Annotated in this window: 21 protein-coding genes; 4 read left to right on the top strand and 17 right to left on the bottom strand. The window is 50.3% G+C overall.

Going from position 1 to position 22,660, the window contains the following annotated elements:
* Positions 1–5: 5 nt before the first annotated feature.
* From GK091_RS27260 to GK091_RS27225, 8 genes are all read right to left on the bottom strand, one after another.
* Positions 6–674 carry a hypothetical protein gene (locus GK091_RS27260; protein WP_164043909.1) on the bottom strand — a complete coding sequence of 223 codons (669 nt, stop codon included), beginning with the start codon at positions 672–674 and terminating at the stop codon, positions 6–8.
* Between the two features lie 230 nt (positions 675–904).
* Positions 905–3,142 carry a xanthine dehydrogenase family protein molybdopterin-binding subunit gene (locus GK091_RS27255; RefSeq protein WP_164043908.1) on the bottom strand — a complete coding sequence of 746 codons (2,238 nt, stop codon included), beginning with the start codon at positions 3,140–3,142 and terminating at the stop codon, positions 905–907.
* Positions 3,143–3,144: 2 nt separating this feature from the next.
* Entirely contained in the window at positions 3,145–4,164 is a 1,020-nt protein-coding gene (locus GK091_RS27250) for an FAD binding domain-containing protein (protein ID WP_164043907.1), read from the bottom strand.
* Entirely contained in the window at positions 4,161–4,838 is a 678-nt protein-coding gene (locus tag GK091_RS27245; protein WP_164043906.1) for a (2Fe-2S)-binding protein, read from the bottom strand. Before GK091_RS27245 ends, GK091_RS27250 begins: the two co-directional genes overlap by 4 nt.
* A gap of 74 nt (positions 4,839–4,912) precedes the next feature.
* Positions 4,913–5,416, bottom strand: coding sequence for a cyclophilin-like fold protein (locus GK091_RS27240; RefSeq protein ID WP_164043905.1), 504 nt, complete (start codon positions 5,414–5,416; stop codon positions 4,913–4,915).
* A 437-nt stretch (positions 5,417–5,853) separates the two neighbouring features.
* Entirely contained in the window at positions 5,854–6,207 is a 354-nt protein-coding gene (locus tag GK091_RS27235) for a hypothetical protein (protein WP_164043904.1), read from the bottom strand.
* A gap of 61 nt (positions 6,208–6,268) precedes the next feature.
* On the bottom strand, positions 6,269–7,501 hold the full coding sequence (locus tag GK091_RS27230; protein WP_164043903.1) for a PQQ-dependent sugar dehydrogenase: 1,233 nt from the start codon (positions 7,499–7,501) through the stop codon (positions 6,269–6,271).
* Between the two features lie 29 nt (positions 7,502–7,530).
* Positions 7,531–8,664, bottom strand: a complete 1,134-nt coding sequence (locus GK091_RS27225; protein ID WP_164043902.1) for an XdhC family protein — start codon at positions 8,662–8,664, stop codon at positions 7,531–7,533.
* A gap of 475 nt (positions 8,665–9,139) precedes the next feature.
* Between GK091_RS27225 and GK091_RS27220 the strand changes: the two genes are divergently transcribed.
* Entirely contained in the window at positions 9,140–10,081 is a 942-nt protein-coding gene (locus GK091_RS27220) for a helix-turn-helix domain-containing protein (protein WP_246202447.1), read from the top strand.
* A gap of 203 nt (positions 10,082–10,284) precedes the next feature.
* Here GK091_RS27220 and GK091_RS27215 read toward each other — a convergent pair whose 3' ends face one another.
* The 9 genes from GK091_RS27215 to GK091_RS27175 form a co-directional block, all read right to left on the bottom strand.
* Positions 10,285–11,031, bottom strand: a complete 747-nt coding sequence (locus tag GK091_RS27215; protein ID WP_212593018.1) for an SDR family oxidoreductase — start codon at positions 11,029–11,031, stop codon at positions 10,285–10,287.
* Between the two features lie 49 nt (positions 11,032–11,080).
* The gene (locus GK091_RS27210) at positions 11,081–12,748 is read right to left on the bottom strand and encodes a carboxylesterase/lipase family protein (RefSeq protein WP_164043900.1); all 1,668 of its coding nucleotides are present in this window, start codon (positions 12,746–12,748) and stop codon (positions 11,081–11,083) included.
* A 111-nt stretch (positions 12,749–12,859) separates the two neighbouring features.
* On the bottom strand, positions 12,860–15,070 hold the full coding sequence (gene paoC, locus GK091_RS27205) for an aldehyde oxidoreductase molybdenum-binding subunit PaoC (RefSeq protein WP_164043899.1): 2,211 nt from the start codon (positions 15,068–15,070) through the stop codon (positions 12,860–12,862).
* Position 15,071: 1 nt separating this feature from the next.
* A complete protein-coding gene (locus GK091_RS27200; protein WP_164043898.1) occupies positions 15,072–16,022 on the bottom strand; it encodes an FAD binding domain-containing protein in 951 nt (316 codons plus the stop codon).
* Positions 16,023–16,078: 56 nt separating this feature from the next.
* Entirely contained in the window at positions 16,079–16,720 is a 642-nt protein-coding gene (gene paoA, locus GK091_RS27195; protein ID WP_164043897.1) for an aldehyde dehydrogenase iron-sulfur subunit PaoA, read from the bottom strand.
* Positions 16,721–17,044: 324 nt separating this feature from the next.
* Positions 17,045–18,028, bottom strand: coding sequence for an aldo/keto reductase (locus GK091_RS27190; protein WP_164043896.1), 984 nt, complete (start codon positions 18,026–18,028; stop codon positions 17,045–17,047).
* Positions 18,029–18,147: 119 nt separating this feature from the next.
* Positions 18,148–19,023, bottom strand: coding sequence for a helix-turn-helix domain-containing protein (locus tag GK091_RS27185; protein WP_164043895.1), 876 nt, complete (start codon positions 19,021–19,023; stop codon positions 18,148–18,150).
* 366 nt (positions 19,024–19,389) lie between these two features.
* A complete protein-coding gene (locus tag GK091_RS27180; protein WP_164043894.1) occupies positions 19,390–20,253 on the bottom strand; it encodes a nucleotidyl transferase AbiEii/AbiGii toxin family protein in 864 nt (287 codons plus the stop codon).
* On the bottom strand, positions 20,250–20,837 hold the full coding sequence (locus GK091_RS27175; RefSeq protein ID WP_164043893.1) for a type IV toxin-antitoxin system AbiEi family antitoxin domain-containing protein: 588 nt from the start codon (positions 20,835–20,837) through the stop codon (positions 20,250–20,252). Before GK091_RS27175 ends, GK091_RS27180 begins: the two co-directional genes overlap by 4 nt.
* A 242-nt stretch (positions 20,838–21,079) precedes the next feature.
* Between GK091_RS27175 and GK091_RS27170 the strand changes: the two genes are divergently transcribed.
* The 3 genes from GK091_RS27170 to GK091_RS29480 are packed head-to-tail and all read left to right on the top strand — an operon-like array spanning position 21,080 to position 22,381.
* Entirely contained in the window at positions 21,080–21,568 is a 489-nt protein-coding gene (locus GK091_RS27170) for a hypothetical protein (protein WP_164043892.1), read from the top strand.
* A gap of 7 nt (positions 21,569–21,575) precedes the next feature.
* Complete coding sequence (locus GK091_RS27165) at positions 21,576–22,001, top strand: very short patch repair endonuclease (RefSeq protein WP_164043891.1); 426 nt, start codon at positions 21,576–21,578, stop codon at positions 21,999–22,001.
* Complete coding sequence (locus GK091_RS29480) at positions 21,998–22,381, top strand: hypothetical protein (protein ID WP_212593017.1); 384 nt, start codon at positions 21,998–22,000, stop codon at positions 22,379–22,381. Before GK091_RS27165 ends, GK091_RS29480 begins: the two co-directional genes overlap by 4 nt.
* Positions 22,382–22,660: the final 279 nt, after the last annotated feature.

The following is a 22,660-nucleotide window of genomic DNA, read 5'->3' as shown; positions in this document are numbered from 1 at the left end:
ATTGTTCAGTAGGAATAAGCAAGGCTGACATTCCAGACAAAATCATCGCTTGGTATATCCGACTGAATCTTTTGGTTGATGATTGAGGAAAAAGCAATGGGAAAGGAGGGCTTTGTCAGGGTAAACGTAGCGGTCGCATAGTAACCCTGCCGTCCATCTATTGTTACCAAATACAGTTGAGGGGCTACCCTCATATAAACCGAACCAAAAAAAGGATTGGTTAAACCATTTCCAGTAAGCGATACAAAATGGGTGTTTTTGGACCCGCCCGAAAGACCGTGTGAGTATAAGTAATACATACCTACGCTGACTTTGCTGGTAATACGGTAAACGGGGGCTAGTTCGCCCGCAAAATAGCGAACCGCAGTCAGATTATCAGTGGCAGGTGTGCCGGTGGGCAACAGTGGGCTATTTACAAAAACTACTGATGGATGCAACCCTGTCCCCAGTCGAAACTTTTTGGTTTCCAGAAGCTTATAGCGTACCCAAAAGATAAAATACCAGGGTTTGGCATCTTTCAGCGCAAAGGTCAATTGAGGTTCGAAGCTCAAGCGGTTTTTTCGCATCGCTACATCGAAGAATACAGCCGGTTTGCCCAGGGTGAAGGTTGGAATCAGCGAAACGCCATTGTTGGTGACGGCAATAGCGCCCGTTAAGCCTTTCTGCCGCAGCAAACTATCTGTTTGTTGAGAAAAAACGAGATAAGGAGTAAGACTGAACAGTAAAACAGACAAAACGCGCTTTATTAGCAATTCGGGCAGGGACTATGATTAGGTCAAATACGGTGGGATAGACTCGTTACATCATCGTTCATAAAAACAGCCTGGTTAACAACTGCACTTGGTGCCACAATGGCATTTAATCATATCGTAAGAGCGGGTAAATAATTCCCGCTCTTACGCAGTTAAACCGTACGCAGTAGCTTATCAGGGGTGATAGGCAGGTCACGGACACGCTGACCGGTGGCGTTGAAAACCGCGTTGGCCACGGCTCCGGCAAATCCGATCAGGGCAATTTCACCCATCCCTTTGGCACCCATCGGATTGATAATCGGGTCGGGCTTGTCGATCATGATCGTTTCAATGGCGGGTACGTCGGCGTGAACCGCTACGTGATAATCAGCCAGGTTGTTATTGACGAAACGACCGAATCGGTGGTCAATGACCGCTTCTTCGGTCAGGGCCATACCGATGCCACCGGCCACGCCCCCGATCATCTGACTGGCCGCCGTTTTGGGGCTCACGATACGACCCGAATCAGCTACGCTTACTGCCTTACTCACCCGCACCACACCCGTCAGCGGATTGACCCGTACCTGTACGAAATGCACCGAAAACGAATACATCGAATATTTCTCTTGTTCCGGACTTCCCTTCGAATCTTTCGTTTTGTCGATCACGGTCAGCTTATTGGCCTGCATCAGGTCGCTGACGGAAACTTTCTTTCCCGAATCGGTTGAAACCGACAGCACGCCATCGGCCAGCGTCAGTTCGTCGGCCTGCCGCCCCGCCAGGGGAGCACCCGCCTTAAGGGCTAGCTCCATCAGTTCGTTTTTGATGCCTGTACAGGCATCAAAAACCGCCGACCCCACGGCGGAGACAATGGCTGATCCGCCCTGTGTGGGCGCCTTGGGAAGCGACGTATCTCCGTACTCAATCTTGATGCGGTTCATAGGTACGCCCAGTACGTTGTGCGCGATCATCGTCAGAGCCGTTCCGGTGCCCGGCCCGATGTCGGTCACGGCACTTTGAATCGTTAGTGATCCATCCGCCTTTAGTAAGGCACGGGCGCTGGCCTCCCAGCGGAAGGCGCTAAATACGCCGGTACTCATGCCATAGCCAATCAGCCAGTCACCATCACGGGTGCTGCCCGGCTGGTTCTTCCGCTCTTTCCAGCCAATGGCGTCGGCTCCACGCTGATACGCTTCTTTTAGGTTTTTGCTCGAATAGGGTCGGTTTCGTTCCGGATCAGTCTCGCTGTAATTGCGCAGGCGAAATTCTATCGGGTCGAGGTTCAGTTTGTGGGCCATTTCGTCCATGGCTGACTCCAGCGCAAACGCACCCGTGGCTTCACCGGGGCCCCGCATCCAGATCGGTACGCTCCGGTCAAGCCGCACGATGCGGTATCGGGTACTTACGTTGGGGCAGGCATACATGAACTTGGTCATGTTGACGGTCGCTTCGGTAAAATCCTCGTATCTGGCCGTTTCGGCGGTAGCTGCGTGGGCAATCCCGATCAGTTTCCCGTCCTGATCGGCCCCCATGTTGATCGTCTGCACCGTAGTGGGCCGGTGACCCACCAGCGTAAACATCTGACTCCGGTTCATCACCAGTTTCAGCGGTCGCCCAATTTTTCGGGCAATGGCTACCACCGCCGTTTCCTGTGGCCAGGTACGCAGCCCCATACCAAAGCCGCCACCCATGAACTCCGTATGCACATGGATGTTCTTGGGGTCGATTTTAAAGGCTTGCGCCATCGCATTTTGCGTAGCATTCACACCTTGTGTTTTGGCATAGATCAGTAGCTGCTTGTCGCCCGTCCAGTGAGCTAGTATACCATGCAGTTCCATGGGGTTGTGCACTTCCACTGGAATCGTGTAGTTGGCTTCGAGGGTAACCGGAGCGGTTTTGTAACCGTCGGCTGTTCCCCGCAGGTAGTTGCCTCCATCGGCTCCCCTTGGCGCAACGCCTTCCGACACATGTTTTTGCAGATCAGTGCGGGCTGCTTGTTTGGTATACGTCGCTTTGACGAGGGAAGCCGCATAGATGGCCCGTTCGTAGGTATCGGCCACTACGATAGCGATAGGCTGACCATCGAACAGGATTTTGGGACTGCTTAGAATCCTATAGGTCTCCTCCGTTTTCGGCTTGGGTGCTGGCCCGTCCGCTTCACCACCCACGGGGGCGTCCCAGCCCGGAATGGGCGGCATATTCTGGTGCGTAAACACACCCAGTACGCCGGGTGCACCCTGCGCTTTTTTGGTATCCAGACTAGTGATAGCTCCTTTCGCAATTTCGCTGCCGACGATGACGCAATAGGATGTATTTGGTAACTCAAAATCGGCGAAGTACTTGGCCCCACCAGTCACTTTCATCCGCCCGTCGATTCGATCAATCGGAGGATTTTTTGTGTTATTTGTCATGATCAGGCGGTTTTAGTGGCGGTTTTCAGCGCGTCAACAATCGAGTTCGGGGCCAGCGTGAGTTTGAAATCATTCTCGCCGTAGCCTTTCGCCCCTTGCATGGCCAGCGTGGCGGCCTGTTTAAAGTTGGCTTCGGTAGCGGCTTTTCCTTTAAGGAATTCCTCAGCCGCCGTCAGTCGCCAGGGTTTGTGGGCAACCCCACCCATCGCTAGCCGAGCGTTTAGAATCGTCTTGCCTTTCATGTCAAGTCCGACACCCACCGATATCAGCGCGAAGGCATACGAAGCTCTATCCCTCACTTTCAGGTAGTGCGAATGCTCCGCAAACTGGTTCGTCGGTAGATCAACCGACATAATCAGTTCACCAGGCTGCAGGGTATTATCTTTCTGCGGTAGCTCGCCAGGTAGCCGGTGGAACTCGCTGAACGGAATTTTACGGTCGCCCTTGGGACCCGACACATTCACCGTTGCATCCAGTGCCACGAGCGCAATACACATATCGCTGGGGTGAACGGCAATGCACTTATTACTGGTGCCAAAAATGGCGTGCATTCGATTGTGACCGCCAATGGCTCCGCAACCCGCTGGCCCATTGGCCTGTCCTTTGTCGGGACCTGCCTGTACGGAGCTACGCTTGTTGCAGGGCATCGACGTATCGTAGAAATACGCGCAGCGGGTGCGCTGCATCATATTGCCGCCAACCGTGGCCATATTTCGAAGCTGGGCCGAAGCACCTGCATTCAGGGCCATCGACAGCAGCGGAAAATGCTTCCTCACTAGTTCGTTGTCAGCCACGGCCGAATTTTTGGCCATGGCCCCAATCCGCAGACCGGTGGCTGTTTTTTCAATCGTGGCCAGCGGCAGCTTATTAATGTCGACCAAGCGTTCGGGCTTGATAACCTCGCGCTTTATCAAGTCGATGAGATTGGTGCCGCCCGCCAGAAAGTAGGTGCCACTTTCTTTCGTGATTGCAGTAATGGCGGCTTTAGGGGTCGTAACCCGCGTAAACTGAAACGGATTCATACCTTGGCTCCTCCTTTTTTTACGTCCATGATCGCATCGACAATGTTGGCATAGGCCCCGCAGCGGCAGATGTTGCCACTCATGTATTCGCGGATCTCGTCGGGACTGTTGGCGTGCCCTTCGCGGATGCAGGCCACCGCCGACATGATCTGACCGGGGGTGCAGTACCCGCACTGGAAACCATCATGCTTGATAAAGGCTTCCTGCATGGGGTGTAATCGGGCTGTCGCGGGTGATGCGGCCGGTTCGCCGGAGCGATTCCGATCTCCGTCCGTCAGGCCTTCAATTGTCGTTACCTGGCAACCTTCAGTGGTCATGGCCAGGGTCAGGCAGGCGTTGACCCGCGCACCATCAACATGAACCGTGCAGGCTCCGCATTGGCCGTGGTCACACCCTTTCTTGGTGCCAGTCAGGTGGAGTTGCTCGCGCAACAGATCGAGCAGCGTGACGCGTGGCTCAATGGATAGCTGCCGAATCGTCCCGTTGATATTGACATGAAGTGGCATCTGCTCAAACGCAGTGGCTACTTTTTCATTTAGTCCATTGTTGACCGCAGCCATGGCGGCTGGCGGAGTCATAACTAGCGCGGCCAGCGCAGACGATTGCTTCAGGAAAATCCGCCTGGATGATGCTGAGTTAGTTGACTCGTCTTCTATGTTTTTAATCTCATCCATATAGCTTTATTTTTAAGGTTAGGAGATTACTAGTTTCTGCTCTGGGTACCCATTGGGAGCCGGAAACGTTTAGGCTATTGTAGGTCGTAACTTACCGTTACACTACCCGATCCCAAGGCAGCTTCAAGTCCGGCTGGGTTATCGACCTGTCCCAGTTTGGTGTAACTATAGCTTGTCGGGAATGACTTATAAAAGAGTACCAATGTAGTGGACCCATACAACATCAGATCACCGGCATTAATCGTTCGGGGATTGGCTGAATTGGTAGGCAAGCCTGCGGGGAAATTGTAAAGTTTTTCGTTCCCGTTTAACTCACTCATCGAGACAGTCATGGGTAGCCTGGTTTTAAAGGCCGTGACAGTCGGATTGTCCAGCAGGGTTGCGGTGAACGTAGTGGCCCCGACTCGGATTCTAAGCTTATTGCCGAGCGGCTTAGTACTAGCCGTATCCGGTTCCGTGTTGCCGCTGTTTTCAGGCACAGCAGCCGAAGGAGCCCCATTGTCATCCATTTTGCACGCCATGATTCCGATAAGAAAAAATAGAAGTAAGGTAAGTCGCGACCCGTTTATTGTTTTCATACTGATTCATTGATAACGTTGAACGTTATGAAGTTGAAAGGATTACTTTTCAGTACACAAAATTACCCGAAAGACATGGGCTGGTTTATAGCAAAACCACAGCCTTTTTTATGAATACCGCATCTCTAGGCAGGATAGATAGGTGGGCGGATTAGTTTCCAATAAAGGTTTGTTCTGGCTGTTAAAGCTTATTTACTAAGGACTTAAACGTGCATCAGGAATAGCAATTGAGTAGAAAGGCATTTGTTGTAGGCTAAAAATTACCCGTTCAATTATGAAAATACGATTACACCAGCATGCTGGTGAACTGACTGTAGTACCAAGCCATTCGCACGATTAATAAAGGATATTATTCGTTTGTTTATGATTGCTTGGTGTGAAGTCTGCCTAGTAGGCTCATCGTTATAGACTATACGGTTTATGAATCAACCAGTCGCTTAGTTCAACCCGGCTTCTGGGTGAGCTTGATATAGGCTAGATAAGACGGGGAGAGGTATGAGCATCCAGGCCAAAACTTTATTGACCGGTTCGTACGTCCATGCCAGGCTTTTATTGATGCTGTCAATGTCATTGTACTGGTCAAACCGTTCGCAATGCGAGCCGAAATAGCGTTCGCAGTTTTTGCAAAACTGGTTTCGTTTATGATCATAGAAACCAGCGACCACACCAACGAGCGCAATATTTAGAATGAGTTGGTAACTCATCTCTTCTTCCAAACTTAACTGGGGCGGGTTTGTGCTCGCAGGATACCAGGCGTAGGGTCTAATTTTAGTTAAGAAATGGCCATTCATGCGTTTTTGTTAGGTTTGATGTGTCTGTAAATGTTGGTGATCAGATTACAATCAGTGACCCTTATCGCCGATCGATCCGGTACAATCTTCCTCCGTCTGTAATAGCATACAAAGCCCCATCTATCCCCTGGGTGACGTCCCTAAAACGCTGCCCCTCACCCGCCAGCAATCGTTCTTCACCAACCACCCGGTTGTTTGCGATCACCAGGCGGACCAGGTGCATCCCGCTCAGTGACCCAATGAACAGATTGTTTTGCCACTCCGGAATTCGATTGCTGGTATAAAACGTCATTCCGCTAGGGGAGATGACTGGGTCCCAGTAATAAACCGGTTGTTCCAGCCCTTCCCGTTGCTGAATACCCTCACCCACCCGGGTTCCACTGTATTCAATCCCATACGTGATGATCGGCCAGCCATAATTTGCGCCAGGTTGAATTCGGTTGATCTCATCACCTCCTCTTGGACCGTGCTCACTTTCCCATAGCTCGCCCGTTACCGGGTGAAAAGCCAGTCCTTGTGGGTTACGAAGGCCAAGTGAATAAACTTCGGGTAAGGCCCCGGCCGTAGTCGCCAAGGGATTACCGCTGGAAGCCGTGCCGTCTTTATTGATGCGAATGATTTTGCCCAGACCTGAGTTAATCGACTGCGCTTGCGGCCGGGTAACCAGGTCTGAACGCTCTCCCGTACTCACCAGCAAGTTCCCTGCTGGATCAATCACCAGCCGACCCCCATAATGCGCTATTCCAGAGTATGCGGGTAAGGCGCGGTAAATGACCGTTGCTCCCTCAATTCTTGTTTCATCGGGTGATAAGGTGCCCTTGGCCACTGCCGTTACGTTCCCATCAGGCCGCGCTTCGGAAAATACCCAGTAGATCATTCGGTTGGTACTAAAAGCGGGGTCAACCCGGACGCCCAATAGTCCCCCCTGACCCGCGGGATTAACCGCTGGAATTCCCGTGATGGGTCCACTAAGCTGACCAGCCGGGGTAGCCAAGCGCATGCTACCGGCCTTCTCGGTGATAAGCAGTCGCCCATCGGGCAGGTTGGTAATTCCCCAGGGACTTCGCAGTGATTCGGTTACTACGCTACTCGTGAAAGGAGTCGTGGTACTGACTCCTGCGATTCTGGTTTGGCCCGAAAAGGCTGGGCGATAGGTTGAGTTCGCCGGGTTGGTTTCAACCGCTGCTGAGCCGGTGGAGCCCGTTGGAGGATTTGCGTTATCGGCCACGTCGGGCGAGCAAGACGTAAGCCCAAAGCAGATACTGGCAATCAATATTAGGCCGTGATTTTTCATTTTATGTTGAGCGTTAATGGATAGAACAATTAAACTAAAGTCTCCGACGCTGGAGTTAATTGCCGTTCATGGATAGGCCCTATTTTCTCTTTCAGGAAACCGCCTGTCCGCTGGCTGAAAAAAGCTTTAATTTCAGATAGAATAGACAGCGCGATTTCATCCGGGGTTTCGGCCCCCAGGTCTAAGCCTATCGGAGAATGAACCCGATCTAGTTCCTGTTGTGAAAAATGGTGGCCCGTATTACGCCACTCATTTTGCATTTTTTCATATCGTTTGCGGGGGCCTAAAACGCCTACGTAGGGTACGATAGTAGCTAGCAGGTTTGTCAAAACAGCCTGGTCATACTTGTAATTATGGGACATTAAAACGGCGGCAGTCCGGTCCGTAATCGAAATTTTCTGGGTCACCGCCTGCGCGTCTACATACAGCACACAGGTGGCCTCGGGAAATCGTTTAGGCGACAGGTGCGCGATGCAGTCTTCGGTAATGGTCACCTGCCATCCGATTTCGGTGGCAAGACGCGTGAGCGGAATTGTATCGTAGCCAGCTCCAAAAATGACTAGTTCGATGCCGGTATCAATCCGCTCGATGAACATATCCACCAAGCCACCCTCCAGCAGGTAGGTCGTCGTCAAGGGTTTGCCCAGGTCCATAACGGCTTCCATATCGTTCAGAAGCCAGCCCGGAACGGCGTCAACCGAATTATCCGTACAGACAAACCGGGATCCTGCCGATAGCCTTGTCGCGGGGTCACTTCGGTAAACCGTAGCGATAACACGCTGATCCCGCAGCTGGACGAAGTCTCGTAACAGGGCAATGGGGTTGGTCTCATCCGTGGGATCAATGGGCTCGATAAACACATCGATGATGCCATTGCAACCCAGCCCGATCCCTAAGCTGTTCGCATCATCATCCATTGTGTCGTAGCGAACTACCATGGATTGACCATCCAGGATAACTTGCCGCGCTTTGCGGAGAGCATCACCTTCCAGACAACCCCCACTAATAGCTCCTTCCCAACGGCCATCGTCGCTGATAAGCATCCTGGCTCCGGGTCGACGATACGCTGATCCTTCTACGTAGACAACGGTGGCCAGTGCCAGCTTTCGCTGGGACAAGTCGATCTGGTCATAGATATCAAGTATGGCTTTAATCTCTTTCATGGTCAATCGTGTTGTTGATTAGCTTACGTTAAATGCTAACTCCAGGCTCAAGGATCAGCATTTCCTGATGATCGTTATCGTTTCTGGCCGAGAGAAATGACGTATAGTATAAACGGTTTAGCTCGCCTAATTAAATTATCAAGACCTCAACTTAAAAAAGCCAACTGATTCGTGATTCATTTACCGCCGGTATATCGACTTTAAGCAGTAAAGCGTGTTAACAAATACAAGTAAACACGGACTATAGACCTTGGCAAAATAACCTGAACTTGAGCAGACACTTTATAGTAAAATCGAATCATTATTTATGAAAAACGCATCTCTTGCAAAAAGATAAATTGAGTAATACGTTTGCAATAAATTTGAGGTTAAGCCGTTGACAGTTGATAATCAGATTAAAGTGCCCGATTTCCAGCTACCTTTCTGCACAAAATAGTTTATACTAATTTGATAATCATAAATTGCAATTATGAAAATGCAACGTGAAACCCAGCCCATCACGATGGTTTATGATAGTCCATCCGAGCTTCCCCCTGGCACCACGCCGGTGAGCCGACTGTACTACGAAGACTGGAACATTAAAGTCGTGGATCGGGAAAAAAGTGGCTGTGATAACTACCTCTCACCGAACCGACGGGATTTCTACAAGATCATGCTCATGACCAGCGGTACGGGTTGCCAAACCGTAGGGAAGGACAACTACCTCATTGATGAACGAACCATTTTATTCCTGCACCCCAATGAAATTGTGTGCTGGCGCAATGCCCCCGAAACGGTAGGAGGGGGGATCTTTTGCATGTTTAAAAAACGGTACCTGGATCAGCACCCTTCCCTAAAGCTGGTCATCGACCGATACCGGTTTTTTACCGAAAAAAAGATTCTGCGCCTTTCCGAAGAATCCACTCAGATGATTCACCAATTACTCACCCAGATGAAGATTGAAGCGGCCTCGGGCGGGGAGTTAGCCGAAGAAGCCATGCAGGCTTACGCGCAACTGGTTCTGATTGAAAGCCTGAAAGGAACAACCTACACGTCAACCGGTCCGATTTCTCATGAGTACCGGCATGTATATAATTTCTTCGAATTGCTGGAGAAGGAAACCAATCTGGCCAACCTGGACAAGCCCATTCGGATACGGACGGCTCAGGAGTATGCCCAGAAACTGAACTTGAACCCCAGTTACCTGAACGGGTTAGTGAAAAAGCATATCGGTCAGCCCATCAGCACGCTCATCAAAAATCGCTTGATCGAAGAAAGTAAAGCGCTGCTAATTCAGACCGATTGGAGTTTGCAGCAGATCAGCCAGATTATTGGCTTTGCAGATCAGCCTAACTTCAGCCAGTTCTTTAAAAAGTACGTGGGGATAACGCCCAATGAGTTTCGGCGTTCACCCATATCGCCAGCGTACGAGGACTGAATCGGCGATCTGTAGAATTTGATTATACCCACAACTAACCCGTTGCAATGGTCCATTTGAAGGACATTACAACGGGTTAGTTGTGGGTATAATACGTTACCTGTATGAGGGGAGAAGGTGTATCTCCCTTCTTATTTGCCGTTTAGTTGATCCTACCCGATGAGTTGTAGAGGTCAATGAGACTGCTGTCAGCACGGATTAGCTTAAAGTTCCTGGGATGTTGGACGGAAGATAATTTCATTGATATCGACATCCTCCGGCTGGCTGATGGCAAACGCTATTACACGGGCGAAACTGTCCGGGCTAATCCCTACCGCCCCTACATACTCTTTGTTGGCTTGCTGGATGTCTGCCTCGGTGATATGGTCCAGTAATTCGGTTTTAACCGCGCCCGGACACACGATGGTAGTCCGGATATTATACGGCTTCACCTCCATCCGTAGGCCTTCTGTCAGGGCACGCACCGCGAATTTGGTGGCCGAGTACACCGCCGAGCCAGTGAACACTTTATGACCCGCCACCGAAGCGGTGTTGATAATCTGACCTGATTTCTGTTCTTTCATGTGGGGGAGAACAGCGGCAATACCGTTAAGCACCCCTTTAAGGTTCACATCGATCATCGTGTCCCACTCGGCCACATTTAGGCGGTCCATGGGCGATAACGGCATGACACCGGCATTATTCAGGATGACGTCTACCCGGCCAAATTGTCCAACCGCTGAATCGACTAATTTCTTTACCTGATCCCGTTGCGTGACATCCGTAGCGATGGCCAGTGCTTTTCCGCCCTGATCCTGAATCTCCTTCGCCAGCGTTTCAATTCTGTCCGCTCTACGGGCGCCCAGGACAACCGTTGCCCCAAGGGCTGATAAGTGCCTGGCTGCCGCTGCGCCCATACCACTGCTGGCGCCTGTAATGACGATCACTTTCCCGTTCATGTTAATTTCCAAAAGTCGATTTTGAATAATTTTAGGGGGCTATGGGTAGTACGAAAAGAAGTTAGCTTCCAACTTTACCGATTGAGCGCCACATAGCCAGTTCCTGGCTGAAGCGATTATCAATTACTTCACAGGTCGAATCAATACGCATGGTGGGGCGGGTAGTTAGGTTATAAGCTGGCCACGCAGGAACATCTTTGGCGGCTGGTTTACCCGTCCGGGCGAAGGTGGTCCAGAGTTCGGCGAAGTGGCGGGAAGCCGTAAACCGTTCCGGCCGATTGCCTCCAAAATAGCTTTCCTTGGGGGCCGAACCGTCGCGGGGGGGCACCTCGTTGTTGAATTTAAACGAAATGTCCATCGCGTGGGGCGTACCCAGCGCATAGTCCGTGTCCGGAATTTTCTTTTCGGACTTGTAGCCGAAATTATACAAATAGACCGGTGCCCCACCTTGTTTCACCTTTTTCTCCGCAATGTCTATTGACCCCAGTCCCATCATACCGATCGACGATATGGCGACAAAAATAGCGGGGGCCGATGCGTTGGGGTTTGCTTTCCGGTACGTATCGACAATTTTCCCGGCATCAGTTCCGTATTGGGATTCCAGTTTTTTCTGGACGCCCTCAAAATCCAGTTTAGCAAACGCAGTGTCTTTACTTTGCCAAGCAAAAAACGTGTATTCGTCTTCGTTCCAGCCCACCAGTAGCGGCTTATCGCGCGAAATGGCCGGTGCGGTTGGGTCGAACGGATGATGGGGTAGCACTGTGCCATCCACCACTGGTCCAAACCCGCCGTAGTTCCGGCGCATCAGGCTCTGCGTCCGATTCTTCTCCTGAAACGGCGGTACGGACGGGAGCTTGTTCTGCATCGCCAGCAACGTAGCCGCTGGCACATCGAGCAATTTGCGCCAGTCTTTTGGGGCAATACTAAGTTCCTTGAGCAGCACGGCCGTTGTTTCGGCGGCTACGTCTTTGGGGAGCATGCGAACCCCCGGTCCGCTTTCAATCGAGGCTTTGTTGAAGTAGGGAGCCGCGTCGGGCATGGCGTACAAACAGGAGGTTTTCGCTCCCCCGCCCGATTCGCCCCAGATCATCACATTGTCAGGATCGCCCCCAAACTGGGCAATGTTGTCGTGTACCCATCTCAAGCCCAATGTAATATCGAGCATCCCCATGTTGCCCGAGCCGGCATAGTCTGCACCAGCCAGTTCGTCCAGATAAAGAAAGCCCAATAGTCCTAATCGGTGGTTTGTTTCCACGACGACGACGTCGAAGTTGCGGGCTAGATTTGACCCATCCTGCCCACCTGATGCACCGGAACCAGCCACAAATCCACCCCCGTGGCTGTAGAACATCACCGGGCGTTTGCGATTGTCGCTGGCCGGTGTCCACACATTGAGGAACAGGCAGTCCTCGGCGGGAGCCGGTTCGTTGCGCCGGGGAGGCTGAATGGCCGGTACACCAACCTGCAATGCATCCCGCACACCGGTCCAGGGGGCAAGGGGAGCGGGCCCTTGAAAGCGCCGGTTGCCGGAAACCCGCCCCCCGTAGGGTATTCCCTTAAAGATCGTTACGCCTTCAGCTCGAGCCCCTCTCAGTCGGCCGTGGGTGGTGGCTACTTCTACGAATTCGTCGGCTCGGCCAACGTTTGAGAACCCATATCCGGGTGCGGCAATGGCGGCCGTAGCCAGGGATAATCGGGTCAAAAATTCGCGTCGGTCTAAGGGGTTCATGGAGTTGGTGGTTTAGGCGTTTAGGTTTTGCTTGTAAAAAATTGGCTCTCTTAAATTTCTCTGCTTCTAGTCTCTCCAGTAGGGATGAGAATACCGACTGTCGTTTCGATATTACCCATTGACGCTGAGTTTATCGATCAGCTTGTCGAGGGTGATGGGGTACTCACGAACCCGAATACCCGTGGCGTTATAAACGGCATTGGCAACCGCTGGTGCCACACCAACCAATCCCAACTCACCAATACCTTTGGCTTTCATTGGCGACATGGTGGGGTCAACATCGTCGAGCAGAATGACCTCCTGATGTGGAATGTCGGCGTGCACGGGCACTTCATAACCCGCCAGATCGTGGTTGACAAAAAAACCAACCTGCTTATCCACCACCAGTTCTTCCATCAGGGCCGAGCCAACGCCCATGGTCATGGCCCCAATCACCTGACTGCGGGCGGCTTTGGGGTTCAGGATACGCCCGGCGTTACAAACGGCCAGCATGCGCCGGACGCGAATCTCCCCGGTATAGCGGTTCACACCTACTTCCACAAAATGAGCCCCGAAGGTATCCTGCGCGTACTCCTCAGAAAGGTTTCCGTAAGTCATTTCATCCGTAACAACCAGATCGGTGGCTTTGGCTGCGTCGCCCAACGCATAGCTGCGGTTACCTTCGCGTACCTTTCCGTCCACGAACTCGGCTTTCTCGATGCTAAGGCCTAGCGATTTAGCTACCGATTCGCGCAGTTTGACGCAGGCAGCATAGACGCCCGACGTGGACGAAGCCGCGCCCAACTGCCCACCCGAACCGGGCGATTCGGGAAATGTCGAATCGCCCAGTTTAACCACCACCTTATCCATGGTAATGCCCATCATCTCGGCCGCCGTTTGCCCGATTATGGTATAACTGCCCGTTCCAATATCGGTCATGTCGGTTTCGACCGTAACGATGCCTTCCCGACTTAGCCGTACGCGAGCCGCCGACTTTAGGATTGGTGCCCCCCGGATGGCCGACGCGACGCCCATCCCGATCAGCCATTGCCCTTCCCGGACGGTGCCGGGTTTGGCCTGCCGCTTGTTCCAGCCAAACTGCTCAGCCCCGGTTTTCAGGCACTCGACCAGTTTACGGGACGAAAATTTTCGACCGGGTTTTTCGGGGTCTTCCTGCGTGTCGTTTTTGATGCGGAAGATCACCGGGTCCATGTTCAGTTTCTCGGCCATCTCATCCATCGCAATCTCAAGCGCCATCATGCCCGTCGCTTCCCCCGGCGCGCGCATGGCGCTTCCTTCAGGCAGATCGAGCACCGCCTGCCGTAACTGCATGAACCGATTGGCACCCGCGTACAGCAGTTGGGTCGATGCGGTGGCCGTTTCGGATATTCCGCCGGGCAAATTACCCGACCAGCTTTCGTGCCCAATCGCGGTGATGGTTCCGTCGGGGGTAGCCCCGATCCGGACGCGTTGGATCGTGGCCGGGCGGTGGGTCGTGTTATTGGCAATCAGTGGCCGGGGCAGGGTTACTTTTACCGGTCGACCGGCGGCCCGGGCCGCCAGGGAAGCCGCGATGATGTCGGACAGGACGGTACCCTTCCCGCCGAAGCCGCCACCGATAAAGGCCGATATGAGCCGGATATTTTCTTTCGGGATGCCCAGCACCGTGGCGATGTCCCGAACGCCCCAGTTGATCTGTTGAATGGATGCCCAGCACGTCAGTTTATCCCCGTCCCATTTAGCAATGGTCGCGTGCGGCTCCATCATGGCGTGGGTCTGGTCGGGGGTGGTGTAGGTTTCATCCAGCTTAACCGGATCCGACGCAAAGGCCCCCTCAAAATTCCCCACGTTTGTTGTCGGGGGTGGACTATACGGACCCTGTTTGATAAGGGGTGCCGAATCTTTGGCTGCTGTTAGATCGTAGGCTCCTTTGGTTTTGGTATAGCTTATTTTCAGCAGGGAGGCTGCCGCGCGGGCCTGCTCGAAGGTCTCGGCCACCACCACAGCGACAGCTTGGTGATAATGGTCGATATTGGGTCCGGCTAGTAGCCGGTCTACGTAGAATTGACCCGGCTTGAGGGGTCCAGCACTGGCGGCTGTCACGATCGCCAGCACACCGGGCGCAGCTTTAGCCTTTGTTTGGTCGATGGCCTTGATGCGTCCTTTGGCAATGGCCGCGCCCACGACGTACCCATAAGCGGGATTCGTCACGGCTTCGTTATGCTCATAGGCGTATTTGGCCGTTCCCGTTGTTTTTAGCGGGCCTTCAATGCGGTCGGTTGGTTTCCCAATGACCTTGAGCTGGTCGATCGGGTTGATTCCGGCAGGCGTTTCAAATTTCATGTCAGTGGTTGGCTTCGTTTAAAACGGCTGCCAGGGTTCGTTGGACCAGGGCTACCTTATATTCATTCTCCTTCGTGGGCCGGGCCCCTTTCAACAGTTGGGCGGTAAATGCCTTCGCTCCTGATGGCAGCAGGGATTCGGCCGACTCTATCCGCCAGGGTCGGGGTGCTATCCCCCCCACGGCCACCCGGCCCGTGCCATCTTTCTGGAGAATAGCCCCCACCGAGACCAGGGCAAAAGCGTAGGAGCTACGGTCGCGTACTTTGTGGTAAATATGCACTCCACCCACCGGTGGCGGCAGGACGACACTAGTAATTAGTTCGTTTTTCTCCAGCGTCGTTTCCTGGTGCGGAGTCTGACCCGGCAAGCGGTAAAGCTGGTCCAGCGAAAGGGTGCGTTTGGCACCGTTGGCCTTTACCGTTTCTACCGTCGCGTCGAGGGCGCGCATAGCAACAGCCATGTCGCCCGGATAGGTAGCAATGCACGAGTTACTGGTGCCAATAATGCCCAGTTGCCGACTAAAGCCAGCAATGGCCGCGCAGCCACTACCGGGAACGCGCTTGTTGCAAAGCTGGTTGGTGTCATAAAAATAGGGGCAACGGGTACGTTGAAGCAGGTTACCGGCGGTGGAGGCTTTGTTACGCAACTGCCCTGACGCACCCGCCAGCACGGCTCTGGCCAGCAACCCATAATCCCGACGTACGATGGGATGAGCCGCCAGATCGGTATTGCTCACCAGCGCCCCGATGCGCAGGCCTCCAACCGGAGTTGATTCGATGGTATTAAGCCCAATTTTGCCAATGTCGATGATGTGCTGTGGCGCTTCGATTTCCAGCTTCATCAAATCAAGCAGGTTGGTACCCCCGGCCAAAAATTTAGCCCCCGGCGTTCGGGCCGCGGCAGCAGCCGCTTCGGCGGGCGTGTGTACACGTTCGTAGGTGAAAGTTTTCATAGGACACTAATGAGGTTAATCCCGGGACGGGTTGAAGATGGCGGAGACACGTTGTACTAAGCCGATTTCTGGGCCACTTCGCTCATCGCTTCGGCAATATTGGAATAAGCCCCGCATCGGCAGATGTTGCCACTCATCCGTTCGCGTAGTTCCATATTGGTAACCTGTGGTGTATCCAACAGACTGGCGCTCACGTGGCTGGGTATACCGGCCTTGATCTCATTCAGTACGCCTACCGCCGAGCAGATCTGCCCTGGTGTGCAATAGCCACACTGGTAGCCATCGTGCTTGATAAAGGCCGCCTGCATGGGATGGAGCTTGTCCGGTGTTCCCAGTCCCTCAATGGTCGTTATGGAATCACCCTGATGCTGCAGGGCCAGCGATAGGCAGGCATTGATACGCTGGTTATTGACCAGTACCGTGCACGCGCCACACTGCCCGTGATCACAGCCTTTTTTGGTGCCCGTAAAATGCAGGTGTTCCCGGAGGGTATCGAGCAGGGTAGTTCGGGTATCCAGTTCCAGGTCGTGGGGTTGCCCGTTCACCGTAAACGACACCTTTGCCAGCGATAGAGGAACGGTATGCTGCGGAGCCGCCTGTGTACCTGTCACGTTCACCAGGGTAATAGCGGCAATCGCAGCGGTCGTTCCCGCAATCATTTCACGCCGACTAATTGTCAACTCATTTGACTCTTCCATAGTATTGCCGTTTCACAGGGTTAATTGGTAGCTGTTCGTTTCAGCGAGCTAACACCCTCCTGGAGAGGGGTACCAAACACAAAGTTCGACACTTTATAGATTGAAACTTATACTAAAACCAGTGCTTGTTTTATGAAAACCATAGATTTCTACACTGACTTTAGTTTTAAAAGACACCATCTGAACAAGGAAAGCACATGCTGAATCGTGCTCCTAGATTGCCCATTGAAAAAAGAGAAATAGCCACCGGAGCCAGTTGGGCCTGACTGCTTCTGTCCTGTTCTCAAACCAGAGAAGGCAGAAGCTCCGCTTGTCTGGATTTATTTATTGATGGCCGACAATCTTATGGGGAATGTAAGGTTCTTCCAGAAAGGCTGTTTCTTTAGCGCTCAGTTCAATGGCTAAAGCACGTAGGGCATCTTCGAGATGGGAAAACTTCGTCGCGCCAATGATGGGAATGGTTACGGGTTGGCGTTGGAACAGCCAGCCCAGGGCAATCTCAACCCGTGCTACCCCCCGTTTTTCGGCGAGTGAAGCTACCCGGTCAATGATCACCCGATCCGCTTCGGCGGTTGCATCATATTTGGTTTTGGCAATCGAGTCCTTCTCGCTTCGCTCAGTCGTTGCGGTCGTGTCCCTGGTTAATCGGCCAGCAGCAAGCGGGCTATACGGAGTCAGGGCGATCTGTTCCGACTGACAGTAAGGAATCATCTCCCGTTCATCTTCCCGGTAAAGCAGGTTCAAATGATTCTGCATAGAGACAAAACGTGTCCAACCCTGTTGTTGAGCCACAGTGTTTGCCTTCTGGAACTGCCAGGCATACATGGACGAGGCACCGATGTAGCGGGTCTTACCGGCTCTCACCAGGTCGTGTAGAACCTCCATTGTTTCTTCAATGGGCGTTGTGTAATCCCACCGGTGAATGATGTAAAGATCGACATAATCGGTTTGGAGCCGTTTAAGGCTTTTGTCCATCTCGCTTAGGATGGCCTTACGGGAAAGCCCCTTTCCATTGGGTCCTGGGTGCATTTGGCCCCATACTTTGGTCGCAATGACCACTTCATCGCGGTTGGCACACTCCTTCAAAGCACGGCCCAGAATCTCTTCACTGTTGCCAAAGGCGTACACATTGGCCGTATCGAAGAAGTTAATCCCCAGTTCCAGCGCTTTCTGGATGATCGGGCGGCTTGCCGTTTCATCCAGTCCCCATGAATTGTGTACCCAATTTTCCGCCCGACCAAATCCCATGCAGCCCAGGCATACCTGAGAAACGTCTAATCCGGTGTTTCCAAGCTTTACGTACTTCATCACGTTACGTTTCGTTTTAGCGGCTCACTGACGGAGCGGAACCGAAAGACGTTGCAAAAGTAACTCCGTCAGACAGGCAGGGGTTAACAGATATCAAACCAAAAAGTAATGATTTCAACCTATTGTTTTCGGTAGGCATTAGGTACCTGATCGGCTACGCGTTTAAAGTAATTATTGAAGTGAGTGGGGTAGTCAAAGCCCAGTCCGTAAGCGATTTCGGCAATACTCCAATTGGTATGTTGTAAAAGTGCTTTGGCCTCACCCACAATTCGTTCGGCAATATGCGTAGTGGTTGATTTGCCCGTAGTGGTTTTAACGGCCCGGTTCAAGTGGTTAACATGGATCGACAGCCGGTTAGCATAATCCTGAGCCGTACGTAAGGTGAGAGGTCGTTGAGGGGCTTCAATAGGAAACTGCCGTTCCAACAGGTCTAAAAATAAGGCGGCAATGCGGGAAGCTGCGCTTTTGTTTTTAATAACCTTATCGGAAGGCTGGATTTTTAGGGCTTCATGCACAACAAGTTGAATATAATTTCGAACCAGTTCATCCTTAAATGGATAATCGCCATCCTGCTCCTGAAGCATTTTTTCAAATAAGGACTCAAGAAAGGCCTGCTGTCCCTGGTTCAGGACAAAGACAGGCCGCGCGCCAATTTTGAATAGGGGGGATTGCTGAATGCTTTCCAGCCGTCCGGCAACCTGGAGAAATGTTTCGTTGAATAGACAGGAATAGCCCGTATGAGTTGGCGAGAGCAGTTCAACCGAGTAAGGTACATGGGGGTTAGAAAAGAATAAAAAGGTTCCTTTCACTTCCATACTTTGGTCGGCATAATGAATGAGCATGTGGGAAGTGGACAGGACGATCTTATAAAAATCGCGACGATTATAGGTCGGGGCTCCACTTTCCGTCGCGTCAAATTGATACACATTAAAACCTCGAAGCTTTAAGTTCACGGTATTGGCCTCGTTGATCGGGTTCACTACTTGCTGATTCATGGCCTAAAATTAATGAAATCAAGCATTTTCCTAGGATCTAGAACCCCCTTAAATGCTTAAGGGTTGGTCAACCAGCATAAGGGGTAGGGGTAATGTCTTGTCCTGATTTTATTCGGACGTTTTTCTGGACGGAGGCTGGGTAGGAGAGATGGGGCGGGAAATGCCCCTTTTTGCGTTCAATAAATCCGTTCAGTTAAGTAGTTCACGATTTTTCGCTTAATCGTGGTTTTTCTGGACGATTTTTGTTTTGCAGGTTATTATTTCGATTAAGGTTATGTACAACATTGGTAAACTGTACAATGAGTAAACTTTATTTTATTTAACAATAAGACCTAGCAGCAGTAATTAGTTACTGATCATGTTGTTTCAGGATTTCATATTGACTATCCTATGATAAATGGGCTGTAGCTTTTGAGTAATCGTTTTCATTACCTCCGTGAATTCAAGCTGGGTATCCAGACTTGACTTATTCAGAAAGGCCATCCATTGCCCCGTTCTTTTAGCATCAGTGGCAAAGGCGTCGGTGAAGAGTGAGTGCGTTGGTTCTGCGACCGTTTGACGCCATGCGAATGTGTTGAAAATAGCTTGATTTAGTGTTGACTCCTCATACTGCTCCCCTTGAAGTAGTCGGTATACATCGTAGAAATCTTTCATACGGCTGTTTAGTTGAGCCAGATCAATCATCGCTTCGAATTTTTCAGCGATGATCGTCTCGATTGAATATGCCTGTACCTGAGGACTATCCATCTCCAACAGCGTAGGATAATCCATGCGGGTGGGAGCAGGGGTTAACACATCACCGAAACCAATATCTATCTGCATGACCTGACGAATATTCCCTAGACTGGCTGTCATTTTTATTCGAATGCCTGGATAAGTCCCTTCGTTAGTGATCGGTATTGCCGTAAGTGTACGCGTATCAAGTACAACTCCGTCAACATCGTACTCAATGAGTCCTATTTCTGTGAAAATATCGATTAATCGAGATGCTTCGTTGGAAAGCCGTAAAGCCAAGAAATCAATATCGAGGGTAGGACGGCTTTTTTCCTGCTCAAGTGCATATAAGAGTGCCCCTCCCTTCAGGCAAAAGTTGAGTGCATAATCGGAAGAGAACACCCGAAATAGTAATCGCTCTTGAAAGTAGCGGGTTATAATTAACTGATAGGCTTTTCCCTCCTGCTGGGCAATTTGTTTTAACCTGCTTTGGATGGAAGCAATATTATTTTTCATACCAGTATGTTCAGGTAGTTCGACACGTAGTTTTTCAATCCTAATTCACCAGCATACTCAACTAACTTAGCCAAGTTGCGGTCGGTTCGCTGGAGATACGTGACTACTACCTCCTTGACTATATCCAGGCCAACTTTATTGCGCTGCCGGATGATATCACATACGGTCTTTTCCAGGTCATACATCCGTATAGACACACCATCTTGCTTAATTTCAGTTTGTCCAGTCTGGTAAGAGTCTGTTTCCCAATAATATAACTTAATTGGAGGATAGTCAGGCAGGACGACTTTTGACTTTTTTGGGATGGCCAAATGATAAGAGGAGGCAACGAAGGTACTTAGTTCATAATATTGACAGGCTGTATACAGGCAGAATATACCCTCAGGAACTATGTGGGCTACTTCGGCCAATTCACTCTGATTCGAATCATTCCATTTATAGATTCCCTGCTTTACTTTCAGGACTTCTCCAGTCTGGATCAGTTGATTGAGCTGAAAATGGGTAAATCCAGCTTTTCGCAATTGTTTGGTGCGAATAATGCCGTCATTGGCTTTGAAAAAGTCCTGGATAAATTGCTTTTTCATGCTTCAGCTAGCGAATGGTAATTTCTGTCTAGTGTATAACTGATTTATTACAAATCTACGGCTTTTTATGAAAAAAGCCGTAGATTTGTAATAAATCAGTTATACACTAGACATGGCCCGGCAAAGACAGATAGGCTTAATAATTTCTACATAATATAGGCCACAGCTATTAAAATGGTGATGGCACATTAAGACACGAATGCATTACATAAAATGGCCCTTTTGTTTAACTTTATATCTCTATGAACTACCGTAAATATTACTTCGGGCCAGAAAAAGAACCTGCTACAACATTCCAGATACGGATTATAGATAATAGCAAAAGTAGTTCGATCAATATACTACAGGAGCTAGCTATTCGAGCTAATAGTCCGCAGGAAGCATTTGACCTCTCTGTTATAATCAGGGATGAAAGGCTGGATGGAATTAGTACTCAGACTTATGTAAGTGATATGGCAGGGCAGGTACTGTTGACAGGAGAAAATGAATCAAGTAACGATCTAACGTCAAAAATAAAGGTATCTACGTATAAGGTAACTGTAATTCGGGAAGCCGGCCCGGATGCTATTGGTGGTGGTTGGCATGAATATGCAGAAGAGCATTTAAGGATTCATGCGTTGACAGAGCAGGAAGCACATCAAATGGCGGATTTTATCTGCTGTCTGTCTTTCAGAGGACAAATTCGAAGAACAATTGTTGGGCAGGTTGAACATTTTAATGAGAGATATTAGCTAACAGATGGCAGATGTACACACACCCGAACAACGTAGCTATAACATGTCGCAGGTTCGAAGCAAGAATACAAAGCCGGAGCTAATTGTCCGTAAATTTCTTTTTGCACAAGGCTTTCGGTACCGATTACACGATAAGAAGCTGCCAGGAAAACCCGACGTTGTTTTACCAAAGTACAAAACAGTAATACTTATTCATGGATGCTTTTACCATGGACACGATGGATGTCGCTATTTTGTCATACCGAAAACCAGGACTGACTGGTGGCTAGACAAAATCAATTCAAACAGGCGTAGAGATGAAGAAAATTATGTCAAACTTACTGAAGCAGGCTGGCGAATTATAACCATATATGAGTGTGAATTAAAACCTGCTAAACGGGATGAGACATTACATATTCTTCTCAAACAATTAAATCAGACAAATAAATGATTACTAAAATAACAACGATAGCGGAGGTAGAGGGTTTTGCTCACCAACTTGTGACAGAAGGGCTGAATGGCGGTTTTCATCCGGACGATCCATTTGAAGACTATGTAAATGCGGCAGGAAAGCCACTCTATACATCAGAAGAAGCAGCTATTCGTAATATATTGATGGAGCAATGTTTTAAAGTCTGTGGTGATGATGTATACGAAATCGTTGGTCGTATTACATTTAAAGGAACTCCGTTTGAATCTATGTTTGATGAAAACCATGAACAGAAATATAATGCTTTCATGGAGAGTGTAGAAAAGGGAGAAAAAGAATACAAACCTAACGGTGTAATTAGCAGGTCAGTAATTGAAGTTGTTAAAGCAACATATAATTAACTATGGATTACTTCTTTCAAAAGTTTTCTATTCCGATAGTTAACAGGGATAACTCAACGGTCTGCTTAGGACAAAAATTCCAACAATATAATTAATAATAAAAATACAAATAATCTAATTAATTAGACCGAAATCCCTTGCTATAATTATTGGTCCAGCTTGGCTCGGGGCTCAATTCACATTTTTTTGGGAAATGTGAAATAGAATTAAAGCTGTCGCCTGAATATAAGTTTATAAAGAGTATATTGTAAAAAAATAACTTAACATAGAGATAAAACA

It is taken from the genome of Spirosoma agri, from assembly GCF_010747415.1.
GTDB lineage: Bacteria > Bacteroidota > Bacteroidia > Cytophagales > Spirosomataceae > Spirosoma > Spirosoma agri.
The sequence above is the reverse complement of the archived record's forward strand: the minus strand, read 5'-3'. Positions and strand labels throughout refer to the sequence as shown.

Bases quoted from the DNA above. Each gene is read 5' to 3' on its own strand.
- GK091_RS27255 (WP_164043908.1), bottom strand. From the start codon at position 3,142: ATGACAAATAACACAAAAAATCCTCCGATTGATCGAATCGACGGGCGG.
- GK091_RS27250 (WP_164043907.1), bottom strand. From the start codon at position 4,164: ATGAATCCGTTTCAGTTTACGCGGGTTACGACCCCTAAAGCCGCCATT.
- GK091_RS27245 (WP_164043906.1), bottom strand. From the start codon at position 4,838: ATGGATGAGATTAAAAACATAGAAGACGAGTCAACTAACTCAGCATCA.
- GK091_RS27240 (WP_164043905.1), bottom strand. From the start codon at position 5,416: ATGAAAACAATAAACGGGTCGCGACTTACCTTACTTCTATTTTTTCTT.
- GK091_RS27235 (WP_164043904.1), bottom strand. From the start codon at position 6,207: ATGAATGGCCATTTCTTAACTAAAATTAGACCCTACGCCTGGTATCCT.
- GK091_RS27230 (WP_164043903.1), bottom strand. From the start codon at position 7,501: ATGAAAAATCACGGCCTAATATTGATTGCCAGTATCTGCTTTGGGCTT.
- GK091_RS27225 (WP_164043902.1), bottom strand. From the start codon at position 8,664: ATGAAAGAGATTAAAGCCATACTTGATATCTATGACCAGATCGACTTG.
- GK091_RS27220 (WP_246202447.1), top strand. From the start codon at position 9,140: ATGCAACGTGAAACCCAGCCCATCACGATGGTTTATGATAGTCCATCC.
- GK091_RS27210 (WP_164043900.1), bottom strand. From the start codon at position 12,748: ATGAACCCCTTAGACCGACGCGAATTTTTGACCCGATTATCCCTGGCT.
- paoC (WP_164043899.1), bottom strand. From the start codon at position 15,070: ATGAAATTTGAAACGCCTGCCGGAATCAACCCGATCGACCAGCTCAAG.
- GK091_RS27200 (WP_164043898.1), bottom strand. From the start codon at position 16,022: ATGAAAACTTTCACCTACGAACGTGTACACACGCCCGCCGAAGCGGCT.
- paoA (WP_164043897.1), bottom strand. From the start codon at position 16,720: ATGGAAGAGTCAAATGAGTTGACAATTAGTCGGCGTGAAATGATTGCG.
- GK091_RS27190 (WP_164043896.1), bottom strand. From the start codon at position 18,028: ATGAAGTACGTAAAGCTTGGAAACACCGGATTAGACGTTTCTCAGGTA.
- GK091_RS27185 (WP_164043895.1), bottom strand. From the start codon at position 19,023: ATGAATCAGCAAGTAGTGAACCCGATCAACGAGGCCAATACCGTGAAC.
- GK091_RS27180 (WP_164043894.1), bottom strand. From the start codon at position 20,253: ATGAAAAATAATATTGCTTCCATCCAAAGCAGGTTAAAACAAATTGCC.
- GK091_RS27175 (WP_164043893.1), bottom strand. From the start codon at position 20,837: ATGAAAAAGCAATTTATCCAGGACTTTTTCAAAGCCAATGACGGCATT.
- GK091_RS27170 (WP_164043892.1), top strand. From the start codon at position 21,080: ATGAACTACCGTAAATATTACTTCGGGCCAGAAAAAGAACCTGCTACA.
- GK091_RS27165 (WP_164043891.1), top strand. From the start codon at position 21,576: ATGGCAGATGTACACACACCCGAACAACGTAGCTATAACATGTCGCAG.
- GK091_RS29480 (WP_212593017.1), top strand. From the start codon at position 21,998: ATGATTACTAAAATAACAACGATAGCGGAGGTAGAGGGTTTTGCTCAC.